Below are 23,528 nucleotides of genomic sequence, written 5' to 3'. Positions count from 1 at the left end.
TTGTCGTCCAGTCGCCAGCCACGGCTGAACACGCGCTCGCCGTCCTCCCACAACACCTGAGAGCTATCGTCCGAGTAGGCGACGTTCAGCGACTGCTGCACCATCTGTCAGACTCCGGCGTCGGGCTTGGGCTTGAAGTCGGCTGATCAAGCTCTTCGTGCGCCACACGCGCGGCCTCTCTCCAGCCTGGAGAAATCGTACTCCACCGCCCGGGAAATGCCAGCCGTCCCATGGTCTTGCTGGATCGGCGGACGCGAATTCTCTTTTTTTAGCAGCAATTTGGAGCGATTTGCCCGGCTTTACTCACTACGGCGGCACATGCGGGTCATTAAGAGCCATGCCCGCTGGTCCCGAGGGAACTCGGAGCGCAATTGCGACCCGGAAGGAAAGATCATGACGGTATTTGAAGCAAGCAAGTCGACGAATGCACGCGCGGATGGCTTCGCAGCTTTGCGCGCCGGAAAGACGGCGTGCAGCTCAACCTCGCTCATGTCCCAGTCGGCGAGGACGCGCGCGAGCAGACCCTCCGAGATCCCCTTCCTCGCGGCGCCCATCCGGCTAACGGATTCGGGCGCGAGATTTTACGCCCTCACTCCTGAGCGATCGCTTAGCACAGGCAGCGACAAGCGAACCTCACAGTACCTCCGCGCAATCGACCGCAGCGCCCCTTGCCATCAACATGAGGCCGTTGACAGTCACCGAGGTCGCCTTCGCCCTCTCGGTGAGAGACCACGAGCGCCCGAGTGCGGACGGAGCAACGCAAGGCTGTCAGTATTGACAGTGCAACTTGACGGAGAGCAGCCCATGGAGCTTCGTCAAATTCGTTACTTCCTCGCCGTCGCGTCCACGCTCAACTTCACCCGGGCAGCCGAGCAGTGCAATGTCACGCAGCCTGCCCTGACCAAGGGCGTGCAGAAGCTCGAGGAGGAGCTCGGCGGCCAGTTGATCTACCGCGAGCGCCAGCTGACGCAGCTCACCGACCTTGGAAAGGAAGTCCTTCCGATGCTGGACCGCACACTGGCCTCGGCGGAGGCGGTGCGTCGCAGGGCCCGGGAGTTCCGACGCAAGGAGGTCGCGCCACTGAAGATCGGCCTCGCCCCCTCGATCTCGGCATCGCTCGTCCTCGATCCGATCGCGGAGATCGCAAAGTACCTCCCTGGACTTCAGGTCGAGCTGCGCGAGGGCGCAGCGGAGAAGCTCGTCGACCTCCTGCTTGAGGGGGAGATCAACGCCGCAATGGTCGGGGACGTGCAGGACATACCTGCCCGCATCGACGACTGGCTGCTGTTCGAAGAGCGCTACGTCGCGGTTCTCGCGCCGACACACCAGCTCGCAAACCGTCCCTCGATCGGCATCGACGACCTCCGCGAGACCGTCTTGCTGGAACGCGCCGGATGCGACGTCGCCCCGAAGATCCAGCGGTCGTATTTCCCCGAGGAACCGCCCCGCCTCGGGCACTGCAGCGGTCACGACTTGCACCTGCAGCACATGGCCGCAGCTGGCTTCGGCGTGATGCTCGCGCCCGAGCACATGCCGCGTCTTCCGACGCTCAAGACCATTCCGCTCGAAGGCGACCCGGTTTCGCGGGAGGTGCGGCTACTGGCTGTGCAGGGGCGCCGCTACGCGCCAGCGCTGGACGCTTTCGTCAAGGTCGCGCGGCTTCGCGACTGGTCAGTCGAAGTGCCCCATCGGGGCATACCGCACGCAACGCTCCCGCCCGCTGGAAAAAGACCGGCGATATCTTTGCGGTCCAGCACAGAGGCAACGAGTATCTCCCGGCCTTCCAGTTCCGCGACGGGTGCCCGCACCCGACGGTCAAGAAGGCCCTAGCTGCGCTTGCCGCCCGCCTATCACCGTGACAGCGCGCCTTCTGGTTCGTGTCGACCGACGGTTGGCTGGCGACAAGGCGCCTGCCGACATGCTCGACGATCCAAAGGCCGTCGTCGCAGCTGCTGAACGAGAGGGTGAAGAGGTGGCTGGGTGAACGTCTCAAGCGTACCCGCGCCGCCCTCGCCTTTTCCGAGCATCAACACCCAGACCGTCGCGAAAGGCACTGTCCCCCACCGGACGCGCGGCTCCGGCCTTCGGCCGGCGCAGTTCAACCTGTGCAAGGGCCCGCCGACGCGGTTCGCGCCGTTCACCGACGCAACCGGTGCGTGCGTTCCAGCGAAGGAAAACATTGTGCTCTCCGCGTTGCGCTCTCTCTCGTCCTACGTCGGAGGCCCTGCCGGTTGCGCTGCCGCTTGATGAAGGGGCGATCGACATGATCCTCGGAAGCAAATCGCTCGACGGGTTCGACGATAACGGCGGGCATCGGCACCGCATCAACCAGGTTACTGCCAGCATCGGTGAACGCCGCACCTTCGGCCGGATCCGCGGTGACCGCGAGCAGTTCGTAAGGCGGCTCGGAGCCGGTCAGCCGCTGGTTGACCCACAGGGTGGGCGAACCGAATGCGAGATTGTCGCGATGGTTGCCGGTCTCGGTGCGGTGTAGCTCGATCGTCGCCTCGCCGGCGTAGAAAACATCACCTCTCCTTCTATCGAGCGGCGTCCACGGCGCGGCCGAGGGGCTTCCCGCAAACACCGAAACCGGCCGCCACAGGAAGTCAGCCCAGGCAGTCCTGCCCCTAACGCCGTTTGACCACGACGCCAACGGAAATGCGCTCTAACGGAATTAGGCTGATACCGCGCCCTGCGCTTGTCCTTCATATTGACCGGTTGCGCAGGTGCCGGCCTTGGCAGCAATACAACGACAGCGGCTGCGCCACTACCCGCGACGGTAAGGCGAAGCAGATCGCGCCGAGGAATTCTTCGCTCAGAATTTTCCTTCATCGCGGTGCGCTCATAAACCAGAGTGCTCTTCCGTTAGAGTGTTCCGCGCGATGCCGGACTGTAATTGCGAACCGGCTCACACACTCCATCAACAGTTACCGGATTTGAGGTACGATTTACTAGCAGCCCCTTTCAATTTCGCACGATCACACTGGCACGTTTGCGGCCCATCGAAAAAACTTGACCGCGTTGTTCTCTTGCTTGTCGCTTTCCCTCAGCAAAGTACACTACTCGATCATCTGCTTTGACGAAGTCGCGAACTGCGCGCGCAGTCGCTCGTTGAAAGCTTTCGTGATCCGGAAGAAGGCGACCATGTCGACGATTTGCTGCCGCAGACGTGGTGAAACCTCAGACTCGCCGATTCCTTCGTCGAAGGATCATTCGTTGGTGAAACCCACGACTGGGCAGTTCACCAGATGTCCGGTCGTTTTAACCGGACCTCCGACAGGGCTTACCAACAAACCAGCGTCGCTTTTTGCTGCAACGTCGTTACCATCAGTAATCAGCTTCCGTTGATTGCTCTGAACAGCCTCTTTGGTCCACTCGGCCAGTTGAACATCCCACATCGGTGAATATCCGGCACTGATCTCCTTGAAATTTGCAAGGATGTCGAGTGCAGGGCCTTCGCCACTGAGCGCGCTGTTAAGCCCTTGGCGCTCAGGATCCTTCGGACCGGTCTTACCATTTACGATTGTGTAGATAATCTCCGTCGCGCCGCTTTGGAGGATGTCGCTTTCCGCAGGCGCAAAGGTAGATGCCTCGAGCGCCGCTGATTCCTCGGAGTTGGCGTCGAAGCTGAGATACCGCAGGTGCTTGCCGTCCGCAAATCCGAAGCGGAGCTTCAAGTCGACGGTGCCATTGTCAGGGCAGATGCTTGCCACCGAGTCGGTCACAATCGAGTAATCGGGATTGCCGCCGCAGAACGAGATCTTCTCTGGTCCGACGTTGAAGGCGATCATGGGGGCGTTGAAAACAATGTCATTACGGCTTGCCACCCGAACCAACGGGCTATAGTGCGCATCCCCGACAGACCCGGCCCGCGCCAACCTAGGCGGAAAGAAGTCTGGCGTTACTCCGGCCGTCAACGTTTGAACTGGTGAGAAATCAATCCGCCCCGATTTGAAGGTGAAGTTGTTGGACTCATCCATTTCTGCGACCCGCGTGCTCGCGAGGTCTTTTGCCTGAGTGAGGCTCGGCGCCCATGTGAGGCCCATTTTCTCGGAAGTGGCGAAATCACTTACGTCGGTGAGAACGAACCAAACTGTCTCTCCGGAGGAAAGGCGACCGCGATGAAGCGGCAATCTTACCACTTCTCTTGCAAGATCGACTTGGCCCGAGGTGAGAAACAGCTTCGTGATTTTCTTTTCGATCGATGTGTCCGCCGCCGAGCTCCCCTCAGTCGCGAAAAATGACACAAGAATAACCATCATCAGTCCGTAAACGGATTTCGCAGGAGATTTGCTGGATTTCATAATTTGCTCCGATCACTGGCTTTCATAGCCGGCCTTGGCTGGACCACCATTTTTGGCGGTTTCGCACTTACTTCTTCAATCCGGGATAGCCGGAGACATAGATCCAATCCGTTGCCTTGGCTGGAATGTGGCAGCCCAGACAATCGCTGCGAAAATCCTTCGAGGTGGTCTTGACCTTATTGTCAGCATCAAACCAGGACCAGCCCCAGCCGTTACCCCACAGCTTGTTGTCAGGGTGGCTGTTCTTGCTGTCCTTCACCATCATGAACCAACCCTTGAGATGATCTACATGACTGACGGTGCCCGTGGTCATTACTGCAGTCGCTGTGCTCTGGACCTCTTTTACTAAGACCGATCCATCAGGGAACTTGCCCGTAGCACGATAAGCCTCCGCAGCTCCCGGCGAGGCGTAAACAGTATGCATCTCTTTCGCACCCCTCTCGTCGCCTGCGACAGACCAACTTCCCAGGTATTCATAGTTGGTGCGGTAATTGTCCGGTATGTGCATATTGCCTGCCGCATCGACTAGCTGGGATTGCGCAGAGCCGGCCTGACTGCGCGCTGGCAGCGAGACAAGGCATCCAATGCCCGTTGCGATTATCGACGTCGACAAAGCCGCCATCGCTGACCTGAGAATCGTCATCGCGGCCTCCTACTTCTTTTTTTGGTCGGCGGGGACGGGCACGCTATCAAGCAGGGCATAAAACTGCGTCCATACGTCATCCCGTTTCGCACTAGCGATATGACAATATGCGCATTCCTCCAGTGGCCTGACTTTGGCGGTGGCGGCCTTCGGCTCGAAGTGGTTGAAGTTGTAGTAACCCCAGCCATTGGTCTTGGGGTAACGTTTGGTGTCTTTGACGGTTACATCGGCGCCGTTAAAGGGTCCCGGAAAGAATCCGCGCCCAGAGGGCTCTTGCCTCGTGCCGTCCGCACGATCGGCGGGCAGCATAAGTTGTAGCTCCTTTACGAATATGGTTCCTTCGGGGAAGACGCCCGTCTTCTTATAGATTTCGTAAGAACCAGGCTCGATATATACGTTGTGAAATTCAGGGAAGTTTGCTTGAGGGGGGTTTAAAAAATTGGGCGTCAGTGGCGAACCAACATAAACCCATTCGTGGAAGTTTTTCGGCAGCACGAGATCACCATCACTCGTGTATTCCGGAAGATAGCGCCCAGTCGCATGCCAGTCGTCCGGTGGAGGAAGCTTTGGTTGCTGCGCGAATACTGCCGTTGTGATCGCGCCGACAGCAAGAACGCTGGAAAGTAATACTGACACCGTGTGCTTCATGATTTTTCTCCAGTCAAACCGCGATTCGCTCGCGGCAGCGATGAGAACGACTTTCTCTGCCCAGCGAGACGAGATTTAACTCAGGTGTCCTGTGCCGCGAAATCGAATGTGATCATCGAATCGATGCCCATGGGGAATGCGAATCCCGGACAGTTTATCGTTCGAGACGTGATACTCCCTTAGCTAGGCACCTTGCCGCCTCGCAAAGCGGTGGCAATTGTGTTGCAGCTCGACAAGACGATCTCAGCGCTCAACGTCAAGAGCGTGCACCTAGTTGAGCACTCACTAGCAGTCTGCTGAAATACCCTCGCCGTAGCGAGAATTTGCTGATTCACTTTTTTATCACGAATTGGTACAGGCTCGTATGCGCGGCACATTCGTGGATCAGGGCCGGCTGTTCTCGTACTTCTCGCCGAGACGTTGGTGCCGTCAAACCTTCCGCTGAGAAGGACTCGGGCGCCTGACTGTAATGTGCTGGGCGAGCTGAAGAACCGTAGCTTTGGTAAGCTCTATTCGAACGAAGGATGCCCCCGATCCCTCCGAAGCATGCGGCCAATCTTCGCGCCCTCAACGTCACGCCGCATGTAACGCAGAACAACGGCATCACCAAAACTGGCAAGAGCCACCGGAGCGCCATCGACGAACGGACCACGCGCCACCAAGGCTATGGCATGCCGCAATCGCGCCGGACGATGATCGAATGCATCTTCGGTTGGGGCAAGCAACATGGCACAATGCGCAAAACAAAACATCGCGCCACTGTCGCGTTGCAGGCGACTTCATGCTCAACCCGATCGCCTACAGCCTGATCCCCGTTCCGAAACTCGTCTCGGCGTAGGCCCGCCCAGCAAAATTACCCGAACAATCGACCGCATCACCAGAGTCACGCCCACAAGAGGAAAGCCAATGCTGTTCCCCGCGAATTTCAATTTCAAGGCGGCGGTTATAGACGTTTGCCAAGCCGATCGAGCGCCATGGTGTGCGCGCGGTGGAATTGACCGGCGTTGCGGCCTCCGCCGCCGAACCGGGTCTTTTCAGCAGACTGCTGGACAAACTGATGGACCGCCGACGCGCCACAAACGCGACCGCGCATGTGCTTGCGACTGAGCGCAAGACAGCGGACTGCATTCTTGTCATGGAGGTGGCTGGATCGCGCTACTTGCCTTCTCAAGTTCACACCAAAGATCGCATTTTAGCCGACGCACATGGCAATGATCAGAGGGCATACAAACAATAACTTGTGCGAGACGAGAGGGCCTGAAAGATAATGAGCCGTGGACAACCGGGGCATTAGCTTTAGGGCCTGATAAAGATGGCAGATCACGTTATAGGGGCGGAATTGCCGGCGAGACTTCAAACTCGTGCGCGTGCCGGCAAAGCAGGTCCGTGCTTGGGTGCGATGTCGGGGCAAGGAGCGCAAGCCGTGCACTTGCCCGCAAGGGTCGCGTCTAGGCCGGAGAACACGAAGGGCTCGGACCAAACGTACGAGCGCCACTTCCTCAAGGCCCTCGATCGCCTGCGCGATGAGCGGCGCTACCGTGTTTTTACCGACATCGAGCGCATTTCTGGCCGCTTCCCGGCCGCCAAGTGGCGCCGGCCCGACGGGATGATCACCGAGATCACCGTCTGGTGCTCCAATGACTACCTCGGCATGGGGCAGCGCCCTGAAGTCGTGGCCGCGATGATCGAGACTGCCCGGTGCTGCGGCGTCGGCGCGGGCGGCACGCGCAACATCGCGGGAAATAACTCGCCACTGGTGGACCTTGAGCGCGAGCTCGCCGACTTGCACGACAAGGAGGCGAGCCTTGTCTTCACCTCGGGCTACGTCTCGAACCAGGCCGGCATCTCGACGATCGCCAAATTGATCCCGGACTGCTTGATCCTGTCCGACGCCTTCAACCACAACTCGATAATCGAAGGCATCCGTCAATCGGGCTGCGAGAAGCGGATATTCCGCCACAACGATCACGACCATCTTGAGGCGTTGCTACACGAGGCGGGCGACCGCCCTAAGCTCATCGTATTCGAGTCCGTCTACTCCATGGACGGCGACGTTGCACCTATCGGCAGGATCTGTGACCTTGCGGATCAGTACGGCGCGATGACTTACCTCGACGAGGTCCACGCGGTCGGCCTTTACGGCCCCCGCGGCGGCGGGATCGGCGAGCGCGACGGGGTGATGCACCGCGTGGATGTAATCGAGGGCACCCTCGCCAAAGGCTTCGGCTGCATCGGGGGCTACATCGCGGCCTCGCCGACAATCTGCGATACGATACGCAGCTTCGCCTCGGGCTTCATCTTCACCACGGCCCTGCCGCCTGCGGTTGCCGCCGCTGCCCTCACTTCCGTGCGCTACCTCAAGCGCTCGAATGCCGAGCGCAAGGCGCACCAGCGACAGGTCGCTGCAACGAAGGCCGCGCTCAAGGCCGCCGGTCTGCCGGTGCTCGCCACCGACACTCACATCGTGCCAGTGATGGTCGGTGATGCAGCGCGGTGCAAGGCGGCTGCCGATCACCTGCTTGAGCGCCACGCCATCTACATCCAGCCGATCAACTACCCTACTGTCCCACGCGGCACGGAGCGTCTGCGCATCACGCCCTCGCCCTTCCACGGGGCGGCACACATAGCCAAACTGACGGCCGCGCTCGTCGAGACTTGGGATACTCTGGCTTTCGATTGAGCTATGTCCCTGGGCGAGCTGGGTCCTCGACAGCGGGGTGCTGGGCCACCCGTGAACAGGGCGCTCCGATGGTTCGGCCAAGAGGGAAGCCTGGCCGGGCCACCGAAGTTCCGCCATCGACGGGGTCATAGGCAAATGTGGCGTCACGTCTGGCACCCGTGTCGCAATGTCGCGTCTCTCACGCGATGTGATGCCAACCTGGGCTCGTGCCGCGCCGCGGCGAGCGAGAAGCAAGCAAGGAGAGCGTTGTAAAAATGCGAGCGGCGCGGGGCGTAGCTGACTGAAAGCGAAAATGAGCCACACACAATTCTGCCATCTCCTAGTCGCCGACCTCTGGGTCGTGCGTGGTGGGCGCACAGTGCTCCGTAGCGTATCGTTACAGCTGGACGCCGGACAGCTTGGCGAAGTAACGGGCTCAAACGGCGTCGGCAAATCAACCCTGCTGCGTGTGATCGCTGGCTTCTTACCCCCGGCGTCCGGCTACGCGTCATGGAACGAATTGGGAGCCAAGGACCCGGCGCCTCTCGCAGAGCGCGTCCACTACGTCGGTCACCTCGACGGGTTGAAGTCTGCGCTGACCGCTCGCGAAAATCTCCAATTCGGTTTAACACTTTCAGGGCGCGCCCGACTGCCCCCTCGGGAGGCGCTCGACCGCGTCGAGCTTGCCCACGTTGTCGACTTGCCGGTCGGCTATCTTTCGGCAGGTCAGCGCCGTCGCGTCGCCTTGGCCCGCCTCCTGGTCGCTGACCGTCCTCTATGGCTGCTCGATGAGCCATTGACCGCACTCGACCGGGCCGCACGTGTCATGCTGATGGGTATTGTGGCTGATCATCTTGGACGCGGCGGCTTGGTGCTTGCGGCGACGCACGAATCACTCGGTCTGCCAGGGGCCCTCGAACTGAGGCTTGAGGCGCAATGAGGGCAGTGCCGTGGCGCCCTACCCGCCTGCTCCGCTTCCATGCGCCCGGGAGCGAGAAACAAGGTTGTCGGGCCGATCCTTTTCTTCAAGGGAGACGAACACACCGCTATGGCGGCGGCGGATGGAGGCCATGACAGATACTCTTCTTGCCGTCTTTTATCGCGATCTCGTGCTATCGCGCCGCATCGGCGGCGGAGGGTCTCTCGCGATAATCTTCTTCCTCGGTCTCGTCACGATCGTGCCCTTCGCGATCGGACCCGACCTGAACCTGCTATCGCGAATCGGTCCGGCCATCCTGTGGCTTGGAGCATTCCTGGCGACCCTACTAGGTCTTGACCGGTTGTTCCAAGCCGACCACGAGGATGGTTCGCTGGACCAGATGCTTCTGTCACCAGCACCTCTAGAACTCGTTGTCCTGGTAAAGTGCCTAGCCCACTGGTGCGTCACGGGGCTGCCGCTGGTGATCCTCTCTCCCCTATTCGGCCTGATGTTGGCCCTGAATGGCCCGACGCTCGGGGGAGTGACCGCGAGCCTGCTAGTAGGCACACCAGCTTTAACTTTTCTGGGCGCGATCGGCGCAGCCCTTACCGTCACATTGCGACGCGGCGGCCTTCTGCTCTCGATTCTCGTCGTACCGCTGGCGGTGCCAGTGATGATCTTTAGCGTCTCGGCGGCCTCGGCGGCGGCGAGTGGCACGGTATCATTCCTGACGCCCTTTCTGATCCTCTGCGCGCTTGGTCTCGCGTCCTTCGCGCTTGCCCCGATCGCTGCAGCCGCCGCGCTTCGCGGGGCGGGCGAATAAGATGCAAGCGGTGGAAATAAGTTCGTTGCGAAGCGGATCACGTCAGTGAAACGGTTCCAATATGTGGACTATGTGCGGCGCGATGCGACTAACGCCACCGCTCGAGTCGAGGCTTGAAGCGAAGAGGTGAAATGCCTCGGCACGTGCATCTCGCAAGATAAACAATCCGACTATTGCCAAAATCATTCTGAGGGAATATCGCCGTTCAATACCGACGCGAGCCGGTCGCACTCGGCCGGGCTCAGCGGATCAGGCGGCGGGGACTGCCTGCGGCGGCGCAGTCCGAGAAGAAGCGGGATCGCGCCTGCCGCAAACAGGAGGGCCGGCGAGCCCCAGAGTAGGGCGGTTTCCCAGTCGAATGGCGGTTTCAACAGGATGAAATTTCCATAGCGCCGCACCAGGAAATCGCGCACCTGCGTGTCGCTGTCGCCCGCCTTGAGACGTTCGCGAACCAGTAGCCGGAGATCCCGCGCAAGCTCTGCGTTCGAATCGTCGATCGACTCGTTCTGACAGACAAGACAGCGCAGCCCAACGGAAATTCTCCGCGCTCGCGCTTCGAGCTTTGAATCGCCCAGGATCTCGTCGGGCTGCACCGCGCTCGCCAGATTGGGCGCGAACCCCGCGAAAACGACCAAAAGAATGAAAAAGCGACGGAGCGCGGTCATTCTGCGGGCTGCGGCGCTACAGGATTGCCAGAGAGGCGGCCGTGAGGGGCGCGACGCGCAAAGCCGATTCTGAGACGCCGATCGGACAACGACACAATTCCTCCGATCGCCATCACGATTGCGCCAATCCAGATTGTCGTAACGAGCGGCTTCCAGAACATGCGGGCATCGATCGAGCCATCCGGGTGCCGGTCCCCGAGCGAGATGTAGATTTGCCCGAAACCTAGGGTCACGATGCCGGCTTCCGTTATCGTAGTCTGGCGCACCGGAAACGTGCGCTTGGCCGGTTCAATCGTCGTCACCGTCGACCCATCCTGGCTGATGATCGCACGGCCCCCTATTTCGGAATAGTTCGGGCCCTGTCGCTCCTCAAGCTTGACTATGGTGACTTGATAGGGTCCGAGATCGACCGTCTGCCCCGGCTTGACCACCGCAATCCGCTCCACGCCCCAACCGGTTGCGGCGAGCCCCAACAATGTCACGCCGAGCCCCGCGTGGGCGATAGCCGTGCCCCAAGCCGAACGCGGAAGCCCCGTCGCGCGGGCCAAAGTCGCCCGCCAGGCCTGCCCTCTGCCCCAGATCCGCGACACTAGTTCGCTGGACGATCCGAGGATCAGATAGACCGCCAAGCCCACACCTATCGGGGCGAGGACCGGGCCGCCACGGAGGGCCGCCGCCAGAACTAGTGAAAGGGCCATACCCGCCACCGCTGCAACCATCACCCGTTGCGCGGCGCCCAGAAAGTCGCCGCGCTTCCAGGCAATCGACTGGCCGATCGGCATTAGTAGCAGGATGGGGATGACCAACGGACCGAAGGTCAGATTGAAAAAAGGCGCGCCGACCGAGATCTTGTCGCCGGTCAAGGTCTCAAGCGCCAGAGGGTAAAGGGTACCGGTGAGGACGATAGCGCAACAGATGGTTAGCAATAGGTTGTTGACCACGAGCGCACCTTCCCGAGACACAGGTGCGAACAGCCCGCCGGGTCGCAAGGCCGGAGCGCGCCAAACGTAGAGAACGAGCGACCCGCCGATAAATAGGATAAGGATCGCGAGGATAAAGAGGCCGCGTGATGGGTCGCTGGCGAAAGAGTGCACTGAGGTAAGCACGCCCGAGCGGACCAAGAACGTGCCGAGCAGGGAAAGCGAGAAGGTGAGAATCGCGAGGAAGATGGTCCAGATCTTGAGCGCGTCTCTCTTTTCCATGACGGCCGAAGAATGCAGCAGCGCAGTGCCCGCGAGCCAGGGCATCAATGAGGCATTCTCGACCGGGTCCCAGAACCAGAATCCACCCCAGCCCAGGGTGTAATAGGCCCAGTAGGAACCCATCGCGATGCCGAGCGTCAAGAAACTCCAAGAGATCAGCGCCCATGGTCGAATGTATCGGGCCCAGGCGGCATCTACGCGGCCGCTAATCAGCGCCGCCGCCGCGAAGGAGAACACAATCGAGAAGCCGACATACCCGAGATAGAGCAGCGGCGGATGGATCGCGAGGCCAGGGTCCTGAAGCAACGGATTGAGGTCGTGCCCCTCGAAGGGTGCGGGAAATCGGCGCGCGAAGGGGTCGGATGTAAGCAGAATGAAGAGCAGGAAGGCAAACGCGATCCAGCCCTGGACCGCCAGCGTATTGGCTCGCAGTTCATCTGCCATACCGCGGCCAAAGCTCGCCACCGCGGCTCCGAAGATCGCCAGGATTAAAACCCAGAGCAGCATAGAGCCTTCATGATTGCCCCAGACGCCCGCGATCTTGTAGACGAGCGGCTTGGTGGTGAGCGAATTCTCAACGACCGTTACGAGACTGAAGTCGGACACCACATGAGCGTAGGTCAGCGCCGCAAAGGCGTAGGCCACCAGCACAAATTGGGTTATCGCGGCAGGCACCGCCATGGAAGCGAGCCCGAGATCGCTGCGGCGAGTACCCCAGATCGGCAGAACCGACTGCAGCAATGTGACTGCCAAGGCAAGAGCGAGCGCATAATGTCCAGTTTCGACGATCACCCTGTCACTCCTGGAGACTGATGTGAACCATAAACGGCAACTCTATTGTGTCTGCGCGGATTTCTCGCCGTTACGCCAAATGCCCTGCCGTTTGAGCCTATCGGCAACGTCTTTGGGCATGTAGCGCTCGTCATGTTTGGCGAGCACAGTGTCGGCATGAAAGAGGCTTGGGCCTTCCACCGTGCCCTCGGCCACGACACCTTGGCCTTCCCGAAAGAGATCGGGTAGCAATCCTGTGTAGATGACCTTGATATGCTTCTTAAGGTCGGTCACTGCGAAAGTGACGGTCGACGGCCCCTCATGGATTAGTGAGCCCTGCTCCACCAGCCCGCCGATGCGCAGCCGGGTTCCCAACGGCGGCGCTTTCTCGGCCATTTCGGTCGGCCCGTAGAAGAAGACGATGCTGTCACGTAGCGCAAAGAGTACGAGACTCATCGCGATTGCCAACGTTATGCCGGCCGCACCGATAAGGAGGAGGCGCCTTTTCTTTCTTGCCAAAATTTATCCTTTCAGCCCGAGCTGTTTGACGAGCCCATCAACGCGTGCCGACGCTTCATGTTGCCCAAATGCCTAGACCGCGCATTTGCCACGGCTCGCTTTTTTCTTTGCTGCGTCTTGCTTGACCGCGATCGCCTGGAAGCCGTGTCCGTCGTTGAGGTCGGCCGCCCGATGCGCTCCGATCTTGGGGATTACATCCGTGGGGTTGAACTCCGCACCCGTCCGGCGTGATGCTGGCATGTCAAGTTGGTGAGGCGCACCCACCCTAAGATAGAGCGCCAGCGCGATAAACGGCAGCACCACAACAACCGCCAGAACGGCGCAGATGCGCCCCGGTCGCGCCGATGCATGCGGCGGATCCTTCGGCACGGTGTCGACGGAGGCGAGCAGCCGGCGCACAATTTCGGCTCGCGACGCTGCGGCATCCTCAGCCGCGACTAAGCCTCGGCGGACATCATCATCCGTTTCAACCAATAGGCTTCGATAGAACGCGATGTCAGAAGCGCGCGGGTTACGCTCTTTGTGCCGCGCCGAGAGCGACGAGAGCAGCGCTAGCGAGACCGCGGCCGTCATCATTGCGAAGGCAAGCCAAAGCATGTCTCAAGGTCCTTTACCGCCAACTTCCGCGAACGCGTGACCTTGCAAAACATGGTACGTTCGCCATTCTCCACGACCAAAATGCTCCTGCAGTGCAGCTTCTTAGAGCTGATCGATTGCCGGCCCGTGGCGCAAGCCAGCGACGCCGCGCGTAAAGACAAGATCAGACTTTTTGGCCCTGTTGTATATGGATCGAGACTTCGCAAGATAGCCGTCACGGCGATTGGGCGCTTGCGATTGCCGCAATCAAAGCGGGACGAGTTGCGTCCGAGATGCCGCCCACCAGCTTGTAGGCGATGGTACCATTTCCTTTGACTACGTAGGTCTCGGGAACGCCATAGACGCCGAAATCAATACCGGTCCTGCCGGACGGGTCAATGCCGACCTGTGCGAACGGATTCCCCTTGGCCTTGAGATAGCTCCGCGCCCTCCCTGGGTCGTCCTTGTAGATGATGCCGGCAAACCTTACCCCCTGCTGCCGCAGCGCCGGTTCGCGCGACAAGGCCATGAGCGCCTCATGCTCGTTATGACATTCGACGCACCAGGACGCGAACACGTTCACAAGCGTCACATGTCCTGCCTTCAAGTCGGTGCTCGACAGGCCGGGCGGCCCGGGCGTGGCGAGCCCTTCAAGCGGCGCCAACGCGAATTGCGGCACCGGCCTGCCGATCAGGGCCGAAGGCACGAGTGACGGGTTGTCGACACCGAGCCGCACCGCGAGCAGTGTGGCAATTCCGAGGAAGACCAGAAGGGGCACCGCCAGCACAATGGGGACCAAGTGGTGCCGACTGGCCGCGACATCGGGCGAGCGAAATTTCGAGGGAGGAGTGTTGTTCATGAGCGATTGCCGAGACGGCCTGGCGCAAGGCGGGCCAGCGCATGGAGCTGAAGCCGATAGTCGAAGAGGACGGCCGCGATCATCCCGATCAGGACCGTGCCCGTCACCAGATAAGCCGCCACGATGAACCCGCCATGCTGAGCCATCGCACCCTCAGGAAACCGCTTCGACCGATTGCATTCGTGCCCCAGGGGATTCGCCAACGGCGGCCAGCATGATCGCGAACCGCTGAGCGCGACGTCGCATGATTTCGTTGCGGATCGCCATGACGTGGAGCGTCGCGAACAGAAGCGTATATGCAAGCGACATGACGAGTAGTGGCCAAAGCATTGGGCCGGCGATCGTCGAGCCTTCAGTCCGGAACACGGAGGCTGGCTGGTGGAGGGTATTCCACCAGTCGACCGAAAATTTGACGATAGGAATATTGATGAACCCGACCAGCGTCATGATCGATGCAGCCCGCGCGGCCCTGCTGACGTCGTCGATTGTCTGCCAGAGTCCAATCAGACCGAGATAGATCAGGAAAAGGATTAGCACGGAAGTAAGCCGAGCGTCCCACACCCAGTACGTGCCCCACATCGGCTTGCCCCAGAGGGAGCCGGTGACGAGGCAAATAAAAGTGAACGTGGCACCGAGCGGCCCGGCTGCCTTCTGCGCTGCATTCGCAAGCGGATGGCGCCAAACCAACGAGCCGACCGCCGAGATCGACATCAGCGTATAGGCCAACATCGCGACCCAGGCGGCCGGGACGTGAATGTACATGATGCGCACCATCTCGCCCTGCTGGTAGTCGGGTGGTGCCGTGAACGTACCGAAGAGGCCGAGCGCAAAGGCTAATGCCGTCAAGCCCCACAGCCACGGCAGCAGCTTCGCGGCAATGTGAAGAAAATTGGTGGGATTGGCGTAGGCGATGAAACCGACCTTCAAGTTTTTGATCTCCTGAAATCGACAACCCAAATGTGTGGGTCGAGAGCTCTTTAGAAACTCGTTGCCAACGGCTAGTGCCCAACTGCACCATGAACTAAGTCGGTGGCGTGCCTATCGCGTAATACAATGCATCCGTGACAACTTCGCCAATTACAATCGGTTATCGTTTCGATCCCGTTGGCGCATCTGAATGGTGCCCTTTGCCACATATCAGCGCAGTCGAATGGCCTGACCAGCTTAACCAGTTTTGACGTCTGCGAACCGTGCGGCCGCTCGTCCGCGTTGATAGCCTGTTCGCTCTATGGCCATTCCCGCCGCGCCGCAGCCTCGCCTGCCTTTTGTTTGGCCGCTGCCGCGGCATAGCCTCCAGCGGCCCCGTCAACGAAGTGGACGTGATCGGACTGAATGTTTGAAGGAACGTAACAGGTGAGATGTGCACTTTTCTGACGATGTGTGCCCGCCAAACAAACGCCAGAACGCTGGGCAGAAACCAGTCGAGCTTCGATAGCATCTGCGATTTCTGGCGAACAATCCACCGTCATTTTCAGTCCATCATCGAACTTTCTGAAGTCCGTATTCTGCCAGATCTCTCGTCGATACTTGAAGGGTTCGAACCGGCCCATGCGAATACCCGCCGCAAAAACGATTCGTGTCTTAATTGCTCGTAGAGCATCTGCGGCACCCGTCAGAGGATTCGCGTGTGGGGAGTCCCTACTAAGCAGTCTCTGGATCTCACCTCCGAGCCAGCTGGGCAGCGGACCGTCCTCGGGCAACGGATGTCCCGACCGGCGCGAAGAAAATTCAATCAGGGCCAAAACATCTGCCACCAACGCCGTGTACGACCTTTGCTGTTCGACCGGTAAGGCAATAACAGACAAAATGATCCCCTGCTTGGTAGGGATTGGACCGAACCCGCAATAGAGCCCTGATAGATTAGGTTTGGCATCCAACGGTGCACGGCGTATCGCGAATTCCCCTTTCTTTTGCTGCGTCTCCGCCCAGGCAACGCCACCCCCGGCGAACATGGCGTACGAGACGTTCTCGGATGCGGCATATCGCGCGACGCGGACATCGTGACCGGCTGCGCGGATTGCCGAAACGGGAACGATCGTGACTCGAAGCACAAGATCGAGAGAATCTTCGGCCCAAGCCGCAGTTCGCGCCAATTCATACCGCACTTCATCGAGATACTTGCCTGGAATGGCTACGGTCGCTCCGTCGCCGCCGAAAACATAAGGAAAGCGGAGCTTAGGTAACGCGTTGGTTATGGCGACCAGCACCGCAGCACCTACAGCGTTGACAGCCTTGTATCGACCGGCCTCGATCGCCCGAGTCGACTGGACAACATCAGCTATCCCGATGAACCAATCGTACGGCAAGGGAAGATAGCGATCGAAATTCGTCAGTTGCGAGAAATTGTCGAATGGCTTCAGATTGGCGTAGAAATGCTCTGTGTTCGTGCTTGAGGAAGCATGCTCTTGAGCAATCTTGCCCATCAAGCCGTCTTGGGGCGATGTCATTTGCTGGTTACCTTGTCGTTTTTCTCAATCCATTTTCTATTCCTGCAGCGCATCGAGTAAAGTTATTGAAACTATATAGGATCGCGATAGCTTGGAGTTGCGCCGCGAAGCTGCAGCGACGAGCAAGACGCGGAAAGACGAATTGCCTGTTGTCGGCCGGAGGGTGTAAGTGTGTCCATGGTCGTGGAACACCGATCTTATGGCCTTCGTCCGGCTCTCCTCCATCTGACAGATTGCTGGTGCTTACCTTGGGATTACCGTGATCACGATCACCGGTACGCCTGCATCTTCTCGTGTAAGAATGTCGGTTGGGTCCTATCCCTTTACGTCAGGCATCCCAACATTCGTAGCGATTACCGACAGCCTCGCTGTCGACCCTGAAGAAAGAAACATCCCCACCGAAACGCAAGTCAGCACGTCGCTCCGCGCACTACACGGATCCCATCGTTGTCATCGATAATCGCGATCGAGGCTACACGGCCGCTGATTCGAGGGGCTTCATACCCGACAACTCTAGTGAACTGGCTGCCGCTCCCACCTAGCCGCAGGTTCAGTCGGTGCTCATATACATGAGACGCGAACCGATTACGCTCGGGGTCCACACTTGAGGTGAACACACTTCACAATCACCCGTCACCAAATTGGTTCACTTCGAGTGAACTATTCTGAACGGCAGACGGTGACGTTGTTCGCAGCTGGGACGCCTAAGCTGCCTCCTTCGTAAACAGACGGAAATACTGTAGCGCGCATTGAGCGCTCTTGGCTCTTCCTCATAGCGGCAGCGCAAACCGGATAGTCAGGCCGCAATCCTCATTTCTTTCTGCCCAGATCCGTCCACGATGCGCCTCTATGATGCGCCGGCTTATGAATAAGCCTAAACTCATTCCAGAGTCTGTTGTGGCGAAGAATGGATCGAACAAACGATTCATATCGTTTGTGCTTGTTCCTGAACTACCAGCGCAATGGCGAAATACCGTAAACATTTCGGCGTCGTCGGCACGACACGATATTTCCAGCCTTCGTAGCCGGCCGTGCACATCCTTCATCGCATCGATGCCGTTTCGCAGCAGGTTGAAAACAACCTGCTGCAGCTGTAAGCGATCCCCCCTCAACTCCGGCAAACTTTCATCGATATCGGCGCGCACGGAAATGGATGACTTCTCCAATTCGTCACGAAACATGCCTAATACTTCCAAAATGACGCCGTCGATCCTGATGAAGCTAAGGTTTGCCTGCGCGCCCTTGGCCAGCACTTCCAATCCACCCACGGTCGCAGCATCCCGCTTTCCTTTGTTTACAACCTGGTTAGCGGCTTCGACCGCTTCGGATATCTCCATTCGACATTTTGACAGCCAACGGCAGCAGGCCTCCGCCCTGGTTATTAGCGCGGTCAGTGGTTGATTCACCTCGTGCACAATCGAGCCGGCAAGCTCGCCCAAAGTCGCCAGGCGCGAAGCGGTCGAAAGCTCGGCCTGAGTTTCGGCAAACAACCTTTCGGCGGCCTTCCTTTCTGTAATGTCGATGACGATTTCCCGACACAGGAGATGTCCATCCCCGTTTGTCTCCGGATGACCTTCCGAGTAGACGTGATGCACCCTACCATCGCTTATGATCCGGTATTCCAGCTGAACAGTGCTCCCGGTCGCGACGGCAATGGAGGTTTCGCGTTCGACACGAGCTCGATCGTCCGGATGCAGTTTGCTGATCCAGATTTCCAGATCGAGCTTCGCCACCTCGCGTGAGACACCGAATATCCGAAAAAGCTCTCTTGAACCGATCGATGTTCCCGTCGTGGGGTTGAACTTGAAATTACCTATCTTTCCCATGCACTGATGCCGGAGCAAGGAATCATAAATTTCGAGGCGACTTGCCTCTGTGTGCTGCCTTAACCGTATTTCTCGCGCGAGATCATTGGTTAATCGACGGTTGGCTAGAACCGCGGCAGCCTGGCTTGCGATGGCGCTGACGCTTTCGATGGAGGTTGCTCCGAAGCTCCCGACTCGATCCGCTTGCAGGTAGATCAGACCCACTGTGTCCCCTCGATACCTTAGAGGTATCCACAGAACGGAAAGCTCGATGCCATCGAACCTAGAAAGAACTTCGTTCATCGAAATGGGATCGGGCATCCCGGCAGCACGTTCAAGATCCCCAAGGTCCAACGCAAATCGCGAGGAGCAAAACCGAACACCCCTCACAGCGTTCTCAGCCCAGTTCAACGTGGCGAACGGTACGAACTGACCGTTCTCGTTGAATAGCACGGCCCCAGCTGACGCTCGTGACCGCTGAAGAACGATCCCGAGGAGCGCCTTTGCAAGTTCTTCTCGGCTTCTCGCCCCGAGAAGAGCCAAGGTCGCGTTTTGCTCTTCCTCAACTCTTTCGCTCTGTACACTTGTCGACATCACCGATTTGGTCTCGCAGGTTTTGCGGAACACATCATTGCTGAAGATAAGCCATGAAAAGTTTCCGGGTGATCGAGCGATCTCGTCGGACTTTTCGTTGCGAGCGAAGTGTCTCGCATCCAGGATGTAACCATTCCAGAGTGCCAGCACATGCTGAAATGAAGATTAGGAATGCTACCGATAAGGACTGGTTATGCACTTCCAGGGTAAAGTTGGGCGCAGGGGGCACCGGCCAGCTTACCAAGCGCTCAAATCTCTAGCGACGCGCCGCCACCGTTCATCAACCGCTGCGGCGGGCCTAAGGTCGGAGATAATCGGTTTGCGCACTTCCTCTCGCTACGGCGCCGGCGCCCAAGCCTTTCATTGGCTGACCGTCATGCTGGTTCTCGCTGCCTATGTGCTAAGCAAGGGCGACCGCGATTCGCTCTATTCCGCCGCCGCGGATGGGCTCCGCAGGGTTCACGAGGCGCTCGGGGTGCTCGTCTTCATCGTCGTCGTGCTGCGGTTGCTATGGCGGTTGATCGACAGCACGCCCGCGAAGCAGCCGATGCCCCGATGGATGGCTGCGGCCGCGAAGCTCGTCCAGTTCGCGCTTTATGCGCTACTTATCGCGATTCCAGCAACGGCGGTGCTCGGTACCTGGCTCGAGGGGATTCCCGTCACCCTTCCCGGATTCGACATCGCCCCACAAATCGCGAAGGCGCATGGACTGGGGCAGCTGATCATGGAAATACACAGCACCCTCGGCAACGCCATCCTCTGGGTTGCCGGCGTGCATGCAGCCGCGGCTCTCTTCCACTACTTCTATCTGCGCGACGAAGTCTTTCAGTCGATGACTCCGGGCGGATGAATGATTAGTCCAAGCTACTGCCGCGAGGCGTTTTCCCTCTGAAATTTCTCTTACGTCCATCGGGCATCCTGAGAAGGCAAAGTGCCGAAGCAACTAGTCGGGAATTGGCCAAGCAAGTTCCGCCACCAGCCGCGGTTGACGTTCGACGTTGTCCGGTGCTATTGCTGCTATAGTTGCGAGCGAAGCGAAGCAATCCCGAGCCTTACCTGTGGCTCTGGATTGCTTCGTCGCTTCATTCCCCGCAATGACGTTCTATCACACCGGCCGGCCGCGCTCGATGATCTCGGCAGCGCCTCTGGCGAGCAGCTCCATTCCCACTGCGCGGCCGAGTTCTCGCGGGCGGCTGGCGCGGCCAACACGCGAGGCCTCGATGATGCGACTGCCCGCATGATCCAGCACGGATGCTACGAGCTGCATCTCCGTGCCCATGACGTCCGCAAATCCCGCGATCGGCGAGTTACAATGGCCGTTGAGCACCCACAGCACTTCACGCTCGGCGTCGGCGCACGCGTGGGCCGTCGCGTCATCGATCGCTGACAGGATACGGCGCGTCTCAAAATCGCGCGCGGCGCATTCGACTGCGACGATCCCCTGCCCCACTGCCGGCAGCATCTCGGCAGTCGAGAATTCGTACGCGATCCGGCTCGAGAGCCTGACGCGCTCGAGGCCTGAGCGCGCCATGATCAATGCATCCGCGGGCCCCACCGCACCACCATCTGGCAGCTTCTGCTTTGCGCCTTGGTCAAGCTTGCGCACGCGGCTGTCGGCGGCGCCGCGGAAATGGATGACCTCGATCTCCGGAAACAGCCGCCGCACATAGGCCGCGCGGCGGACGGAGTTGGTGCCGATCTCAAATCCCTTGCCACACGTGCGTTTGAGCTCGTCGACCGAGGTGCCCGGTCGAAGCACTAAGACGTCGCCGGGCGGGTCGCGCGAAAGCGTCGCGCCGATCACAAGCCCGGGCGTGTCCTCATTGCCCGGCACGTCCTTCAGCGAATGCATCGCGGCGTGGAGCCTTCCGTTAAGCACCGCCTCGCGGATCTGCGCCACGAAGGCCCCACCTTTGCCGCCATGCGGCAAGAGCTTGCCAACCTGGTCGATATCGCCCGTGGTCTCGAACTTGACGATTTCGACCTCGGTGCCGACGGCTTTCAGGCGTCGTGCGATCTCCTCAGTCTGGGCGATCGCCATTGCGCTTTTGCGCGTGCCGATCCGCAATCGATCCGATGCCATACGTATCCTTTTCAAGGCCGTGGGGCACTCGCGCGCCTGTTCAGGCCTTCTAAACCTCGCGTGAGCCTTCTCATAATGAAGTTAATGTCCTTGGAAGATCTTTAGCCTCTCTCTAGTCCCTAACAAGGGAGCCGGACGTGACAAAACAGCTAGGCGCTAAAGCCTGATGCGCGAAATATAGAATTATTGACGCGCCGATGGCAGAAACGGACAGGCCAACTTCGGCATCGGGTCCATTTTGCGAATGAACCTCGCTGTTGGCGATTTTGAGACGAAGCCACCAATGGACGTGGAACATAGCTCAGCTCTACTTCCATTGCTTGAACGGTCGCATTTCACCACACCGTACATTATCATTTATGTCGGTTACCGCACTACCAACCGGCACGCTTCCGTCTGCTAGGACCTCCGATGTTTGACCACCCAACAACAGCTTCCTGAGGCCGCACGCCCATGACCATGGCGATTAAGTCGCAGCCTCTGGACTTTGCCGCCGTCAAGACGGAGGTGGCAGCGAGCAAGGTCACCAGTGTGCGAACCTGCTGCCGGTCGTCGCTCAAGCCGATCTCGACGGGGGCCAGCTGCTTGATGTCGAAGCCGACGGCTCTCACGCAGGAGGCTGCAATTTCCTCCTGCGCCAGGAAGCTTACGCGAGCCCGCGGTACTGCTCGGGAGTCAACTTCGAGACCGCTTCGGGGTTTTTCCTGTAGGTCGGAATTCGCCGTACTCCTTTTTTGTCCAGCGTTGAAGATAGGCACCGGGTGGCGACCGTCCAATCACCTCCGGCTATCGAAACGATGCCACGCGGATCGCGGCTCGAGGTGTTTCTTACGGTTGCGCGCAACGCTCAAGGCAGAGATTGTGGTGCTGAGGCGGCAAATCAACGTGTTGCGGCGCGCCAATCCCAAGACGCTTCCATTTGGGCGATCGACAGACTTATATTGGGAGGCGTCTGCTGGGTGTTTCCCAAGATGTATGATGCACTGGCAATCAGAGTGTGTGGGCGCTGGAAATCGCGACGCCGCCGCGGCCGACCGCCGGTGCCCCTAAGAATTCGTCGGCTGAATCCGCTAGATGAGCATCGCCAACCCGTTGTGGGGAGCGCCGAGAATCCATGGTGAGCTTCTCAAGCTCGGCATCGACACTGGCTAGACCAGCGTCGCCAAGTATATGGCACGGCGGAGGGGACCTCCCTCGCAGGGGTGGCCGGTTCCGACACTGCAGTTATGCCCATCCTCGGCGCAACGTTTCCCAAGGTTGATGAGCAAACATGTGCGACCCTGTTCCACATCGGCTCCCACATGGCGACCGTAGAGAAAGTCGGAGGAGCGACTTTGCTAATTAGCGGGCCTATTCTGCTTTGGCTCAAGTACGGTGGCCTGCAGGGGGGACGCCGTGGTTCTGACCAAGATGGTGTTGATAGTAGTCATGCTTGCAACAATAGCCTTTGAGGAAACACACTTCCGGGAATCAGCCGCGGGGCACCCAGCTGCGGCCAGGAATTCGAAGCCCGGCGGCATAGTCGCTGGTGTCGCTTTTCTCGGCGTTCTTTTTGCTGCTGTGCGGGCCTTCAAGTGACCATTCCGATTTGGGAAGTGCAAGGCCGTGCTTGGAGATGCGCGCGAGTAGATGTTTGTTGTTCAAGCAATTGCGCGAAATGTTCGAGGTCAACCGTCGCGGCGGCGATGGAGCTCTGCTTAGCCGTTCGCTATAATGTAGGGCGATGCATCAAACAGGTCCCGAAGTGGTTCTCGCTGGCCAGTGGGTAGTTATCAGTAGCGGTGAGCGTAGGCGGTTGTGAGGATACGGCAGCTGCAGCGGACATCGGTCCCCTAGACGTTGATGTGGCCCCAGTGATCGCCAACCGCCCCTTCGGTCGCATAGCCTAGACCTGCATAGCTCGAAAGATTTGCGTAGCCGATATCAGGATGTGGCACGCCCTTGCGATCGACCAAACCATAGATTCCGACCGGATCGCTCGATCTGTCCCCAGCCACGCCAGAGTAATTTC

22 protein-coding genes are annotated in these 23,528 nt (G+C 59.3%); 7 read left to right on the top strand and 15 right to left on the bottom strand.

Features of this window, described 5'->3' with window-relative positions; all coding sequences use genetic code 11:
* Nucleotides 1-804 precede the first annotated feature (804 nt).
* Nucleotides 805-1,830 carry a LysR family transcriptional regulator gene (locus JQ553_RS18735; RefSeq protein ID WP_249144376.1) on the top strand — a complete coding sequence of 342 codons (1,026 nt, stop codon included), beginning with the start codon at nt 805-807 and terminating at the stop codon, nt 1,828-1,830.
* 307 nt (nt 1,831-2,137) lie between these two features.
* On the opposite strand, the gene JQ553_RS18730 is transcribed toward JQ553_RS18735, so the two are convergent.
* The 4 genes from JQ553_RS18730 to JQ553_RS18715 form a co-directional block, all read right to left on the bottom strand.
* The gene (locus JQ553_RS18730) at nt 2,138-2,653 is read right to left on the bottom strand and encodes a DUF3305 domain-containing protein (RefSeq protein ID WP_249144375.1); all 516 of its coding nucleotides are present in this window, start codon (nt 2,651-2,653) and stop codon (nt 2,138-2,140) included.
* Nucleotides 2,654-3,209: 556 nt separating this feature from the next.
* Complete coding sequence (locus tag JQ553_RS18725) at nt 3,210-4,304, bottom strand: hypothetical protein (protein WP_249144374.1); 1,095 nt, start codon at nt 4,302-4,304, stop codon at nt 3,210-3,212.
* 67 nt (nt 4,305-4,371) lie between these two features.
* Nucleotides 4,372-4,947: a cytochrome P460 family protein gene (locus JQ553_RS18720; protein WP_212501440.1), complete on the bottom strand. Its 576-nt coding sequence runs from the start codon at nt 4,945-4,947 to the stop codon at nt 4,372-4,374.
* 9 nt (nt 4,948-4,956) lie between these two features.
* On the bottom strand, nt 4,957-5,595 hold the full coding sequence (locus JQ553_RS18715; RefSeq protein WP_212501439.1) for a cytochrome P460 family protein: 639 nt from the start codon (nt 5,593-5,595) through the stop codon (nt 4,957-4,959).
* 988 nt (nt 5,596-6,583) lie between these two features.
* Between JQ553_RS18715 and JQ553_RS18710 the strand changes: the two genes are divergently transcribed.
* From JQ553_RS18710 to ccmB, 4 genes are all read left to right on the top strand, one after another.
* Nucleotides 6,584-6,832: a hypothetical protein gene (locus JQ553_RS18710; protein ID WP_212501438.1), complete on the top strand. Its 249-nt coding sequence runs from the start codon at nt 6,584-6,586 to the stop codon at nt 6,830-6,832.
* 162 nt (nt 6,833-6,994) lie between these two features.
* Nucleotides 6,995-8,275, top strand: a complete 1,281-nt coding sequence (gene hemA / locus JQ553_RS18705) for a 5-aminolevulinate synthase (RefSeq protein ID WP_212501491.1) — start codon at nt 6,995-6,997, stop codon at nt 8,273-8,275.
* 292 nt (nt 8,276-8,567) lie between these two features.
* Nucleotides 8,568-9,194 carry a heme ABC exporter ATP-binding protein CcmA gene (gene ccmA / locus JQ553_RS18700; RefSeq protein WP_212501437.1) on the top strand — a complete coding sequence of 209 codons (627 nt, stop codon included), beginning with the start codon at nt 8,568-8,570 and terminating at the stop codon, nt 9,192-9,194.
* A 130-nt stretch (nt 9,195-9,324) separates the two neighbouring features.
* On the top strand, nt 9,325-9,996 hold the full coding sequence (gene ccmB / locus JQ553_RS18695; RefSeq protein WP_212501490.1) for a heme exporter protein CcmB: 672 nt from the start codon (nt 9,325-9,327) through the stop codon (nt 9,994-9,996).
* A 182-nt stretch (nt 9,997-10,178) separates the two neighbouring features.
* On the opposite strand, the gene JQ553_RS18690 is transcribed toward ccmB, so the two are convergent.
* The 9 genes from JQ553_RS18690 to JQ553_RS34505 all read right to left on the bottom strand — a co-directional run bounded on the left by JQ553_RS18690 (nt 10,179) and on the right by JQ553_RS34505 (nt 19,584).
* The gene (locus JQ553_RS18690) at nt 10,179-10,661 is read right to left on the bottom strand and encodes a cytochrome c-type biogenesis protein (protein ID WP_212501436.1); all 483 of its coding nucleotides are present in this window, start codon (nt 10,659-10,661) and stop codon (nt 10,179-10,181) included.
* The gene (locus tag JQ553_RS18685) at nt 10,658-12,655 is read right to left on the bottom strand and encodes a heme lyase CcmF/NrfE family subunit (protein WP_212501435.1); all 1,998 of its coding nucleotides are present in this window, start codon (nt 12,653-12,655) and stop codon (nt 10,658-10,660) included. The genes JQ553_RS18690 and JQ553_RS18685 overlap by 4 nt, the downstream gene beginning before the upstream one ends.
* 42 nt (nt 12,656-12,697) lie before the next feature.
* Complete coding sequence (gene ccmE / locus JQ553_RS18680) at nt 12,698-13,153, bottom strand: cytochrome c maturation protein CcmE (protein ID WP_212501434.1); 456 nt, start codon at nt 13,151-13,153, stop codon at nt 12,698-12,700.
* Between the two features lie 72 nt (nt 13,154-13,225).
* Complete coding sequence (gene ccmI, locus JQ553_RS18675) at nt 13,226-13,750, bottom strand: c-type cytochrome biogenesis protein CcmI (protein WP_212501433.1); 525 nt, start codon at nt 13,748-13,750, stop codon at nt 13,226-13,228.
* A gap of 214 nt (nt 13,751-13,964) precedes the next feature.
* Nucleotides 13,965-14,588, bottom strand: a complete 624-nt coding sequence (locus JQ553_RS18670; protein ID WP_212501432.1) for a DsbE family thiol:disulfide interchange protein — start codon at nt 14,586-14,588, stop codon at nt 13,965-13,967.
* Nucleotides 14,585-14,734, bottom strand: coding sequence for a heme exporter protein CcmD (gene ccmD / locus JQ553_RS18665; RefSeq protein ID WP_212501431.1), 150 nt, complete (start codon nt 14,732-14,734; stop codon nt 14,585-14,587). Before ccmD ends, JQ553_RS18670 begins: the two co-directional genes overlap by 4 nt.
* Before the next feature lie 7 nt (nt 14,735-14,741).
* Complete coding sequence (locus JQ553_RS18660; protein ID WP_212501430.1) at nt 14,742-15,515, bottom strand: heme ABC transporter permease; 774 nt, start codon at nt 15,513-15,515, stop codon at nt 14,742-14,744.
* Between the two features lie 299 nt (nt 15,516-15,814).
* Nucleotides 15,815-17,011, bottom strand: coding sequence for a DUF3095 domain-containing protein (locus tag JQ553_RS18655; RefSeq protein WP_212501429.1), 1,197 nt, complete (start codon nt 17,009-17,011; stop codon nt 15,815-15,817).
* A gap of 794 nt (nt 17,012-17,805) precedes the next feature.
* Entirely contained in the window at nt 17,806-19,584 is a 1,779-nt protein-coding gene (locus JQ553_RS34505) for an ATP-binding protein (protein WP_312015163.1), read from the bottom strand.
* 226 nt (nt 19,585-19,810) lie between these two features.
* Between JQ553_RS34505 and JQ553_RS18645 the strand changes: the two genes are divergently transcribed.
* A complete protein-coding gene (locus tag JQ553_RS18645; RefSeq protein ID WP_249144373.1) occupies nt 19,811-20,284 on the top strand; it encodes a cytochrome b in 474 nt (157 codons plus the stop codon).
* Nucleotides 20,285-20,539: 255 nt separating this feature from the next.
* Here the strand turns inward: JQ553_RS18645 and hemC are convergent, their stop codons facing one another.
* Nucleotides 20,540-21,517 carry a hydroxymethylbilane synthase gene (gene hemC / locus JQ553_RS18640; RefSeq protein WP_212501428.1) on the bottom strand — a complete coding sequence of 326 codons (978 nt, stop codon included), beginning with the start codon at nt 21,515-21,517 and terminating at the stop codon, nt 20,540-20,542.
* Nucleotides 21,518-22,912: 1,395 nt separating this feature from the next.
* Between hemC and JQ553_RS18635 the strand changes: the two genes are divergently transcribed.
* Nucleotides 22,913-23,095, top strand: coding sequence for a hypothetical protein (locus JQ553_RS18635; RefSeq protein WP_212501427.1), 183 nt, complete (start codon nt 22,913-22,915; stop codon nt 23,093-23,095).
* A 254-nt stretch (nt 23,096-23,349) separates the two neighbouring features.
* Here the strand turns inward: JQ553_RS18635 and JQ553_RS18630 are convergent, their stop codons facing one another.
* Nucleotides 23,350-23,514 carry a hypothetical protein gene (locus JQ553_RS18630; RefSeq protein WP_212501426.1) on the bottom strand — a complete coding sequence of 55 codons (165 nt, stop codon included), beginning with the start codon at nt 23,512-23,514 and terminating at the stop codon, nt 23,350-23,352.
* Nucleotides 23,515-23,528 lie beyond the last annotated feature (14 nt).

The sequence above is a fragment of the Bradyrhizobium lablabi genome (assembly GCF_018131005.1).
In the GTDB taxonomy this organism is placed as follows: domain Bacteria; phylum Pseudomonadota; class Alphaproteobacteria; order Rhizobiales; family Xanthobacteraceae; genus Bradyrhizobium; species Bradyrhizobium lablabi_D.
This window is presented reverse-complemented; position numbering and strand designations above follow the sequence as displayed.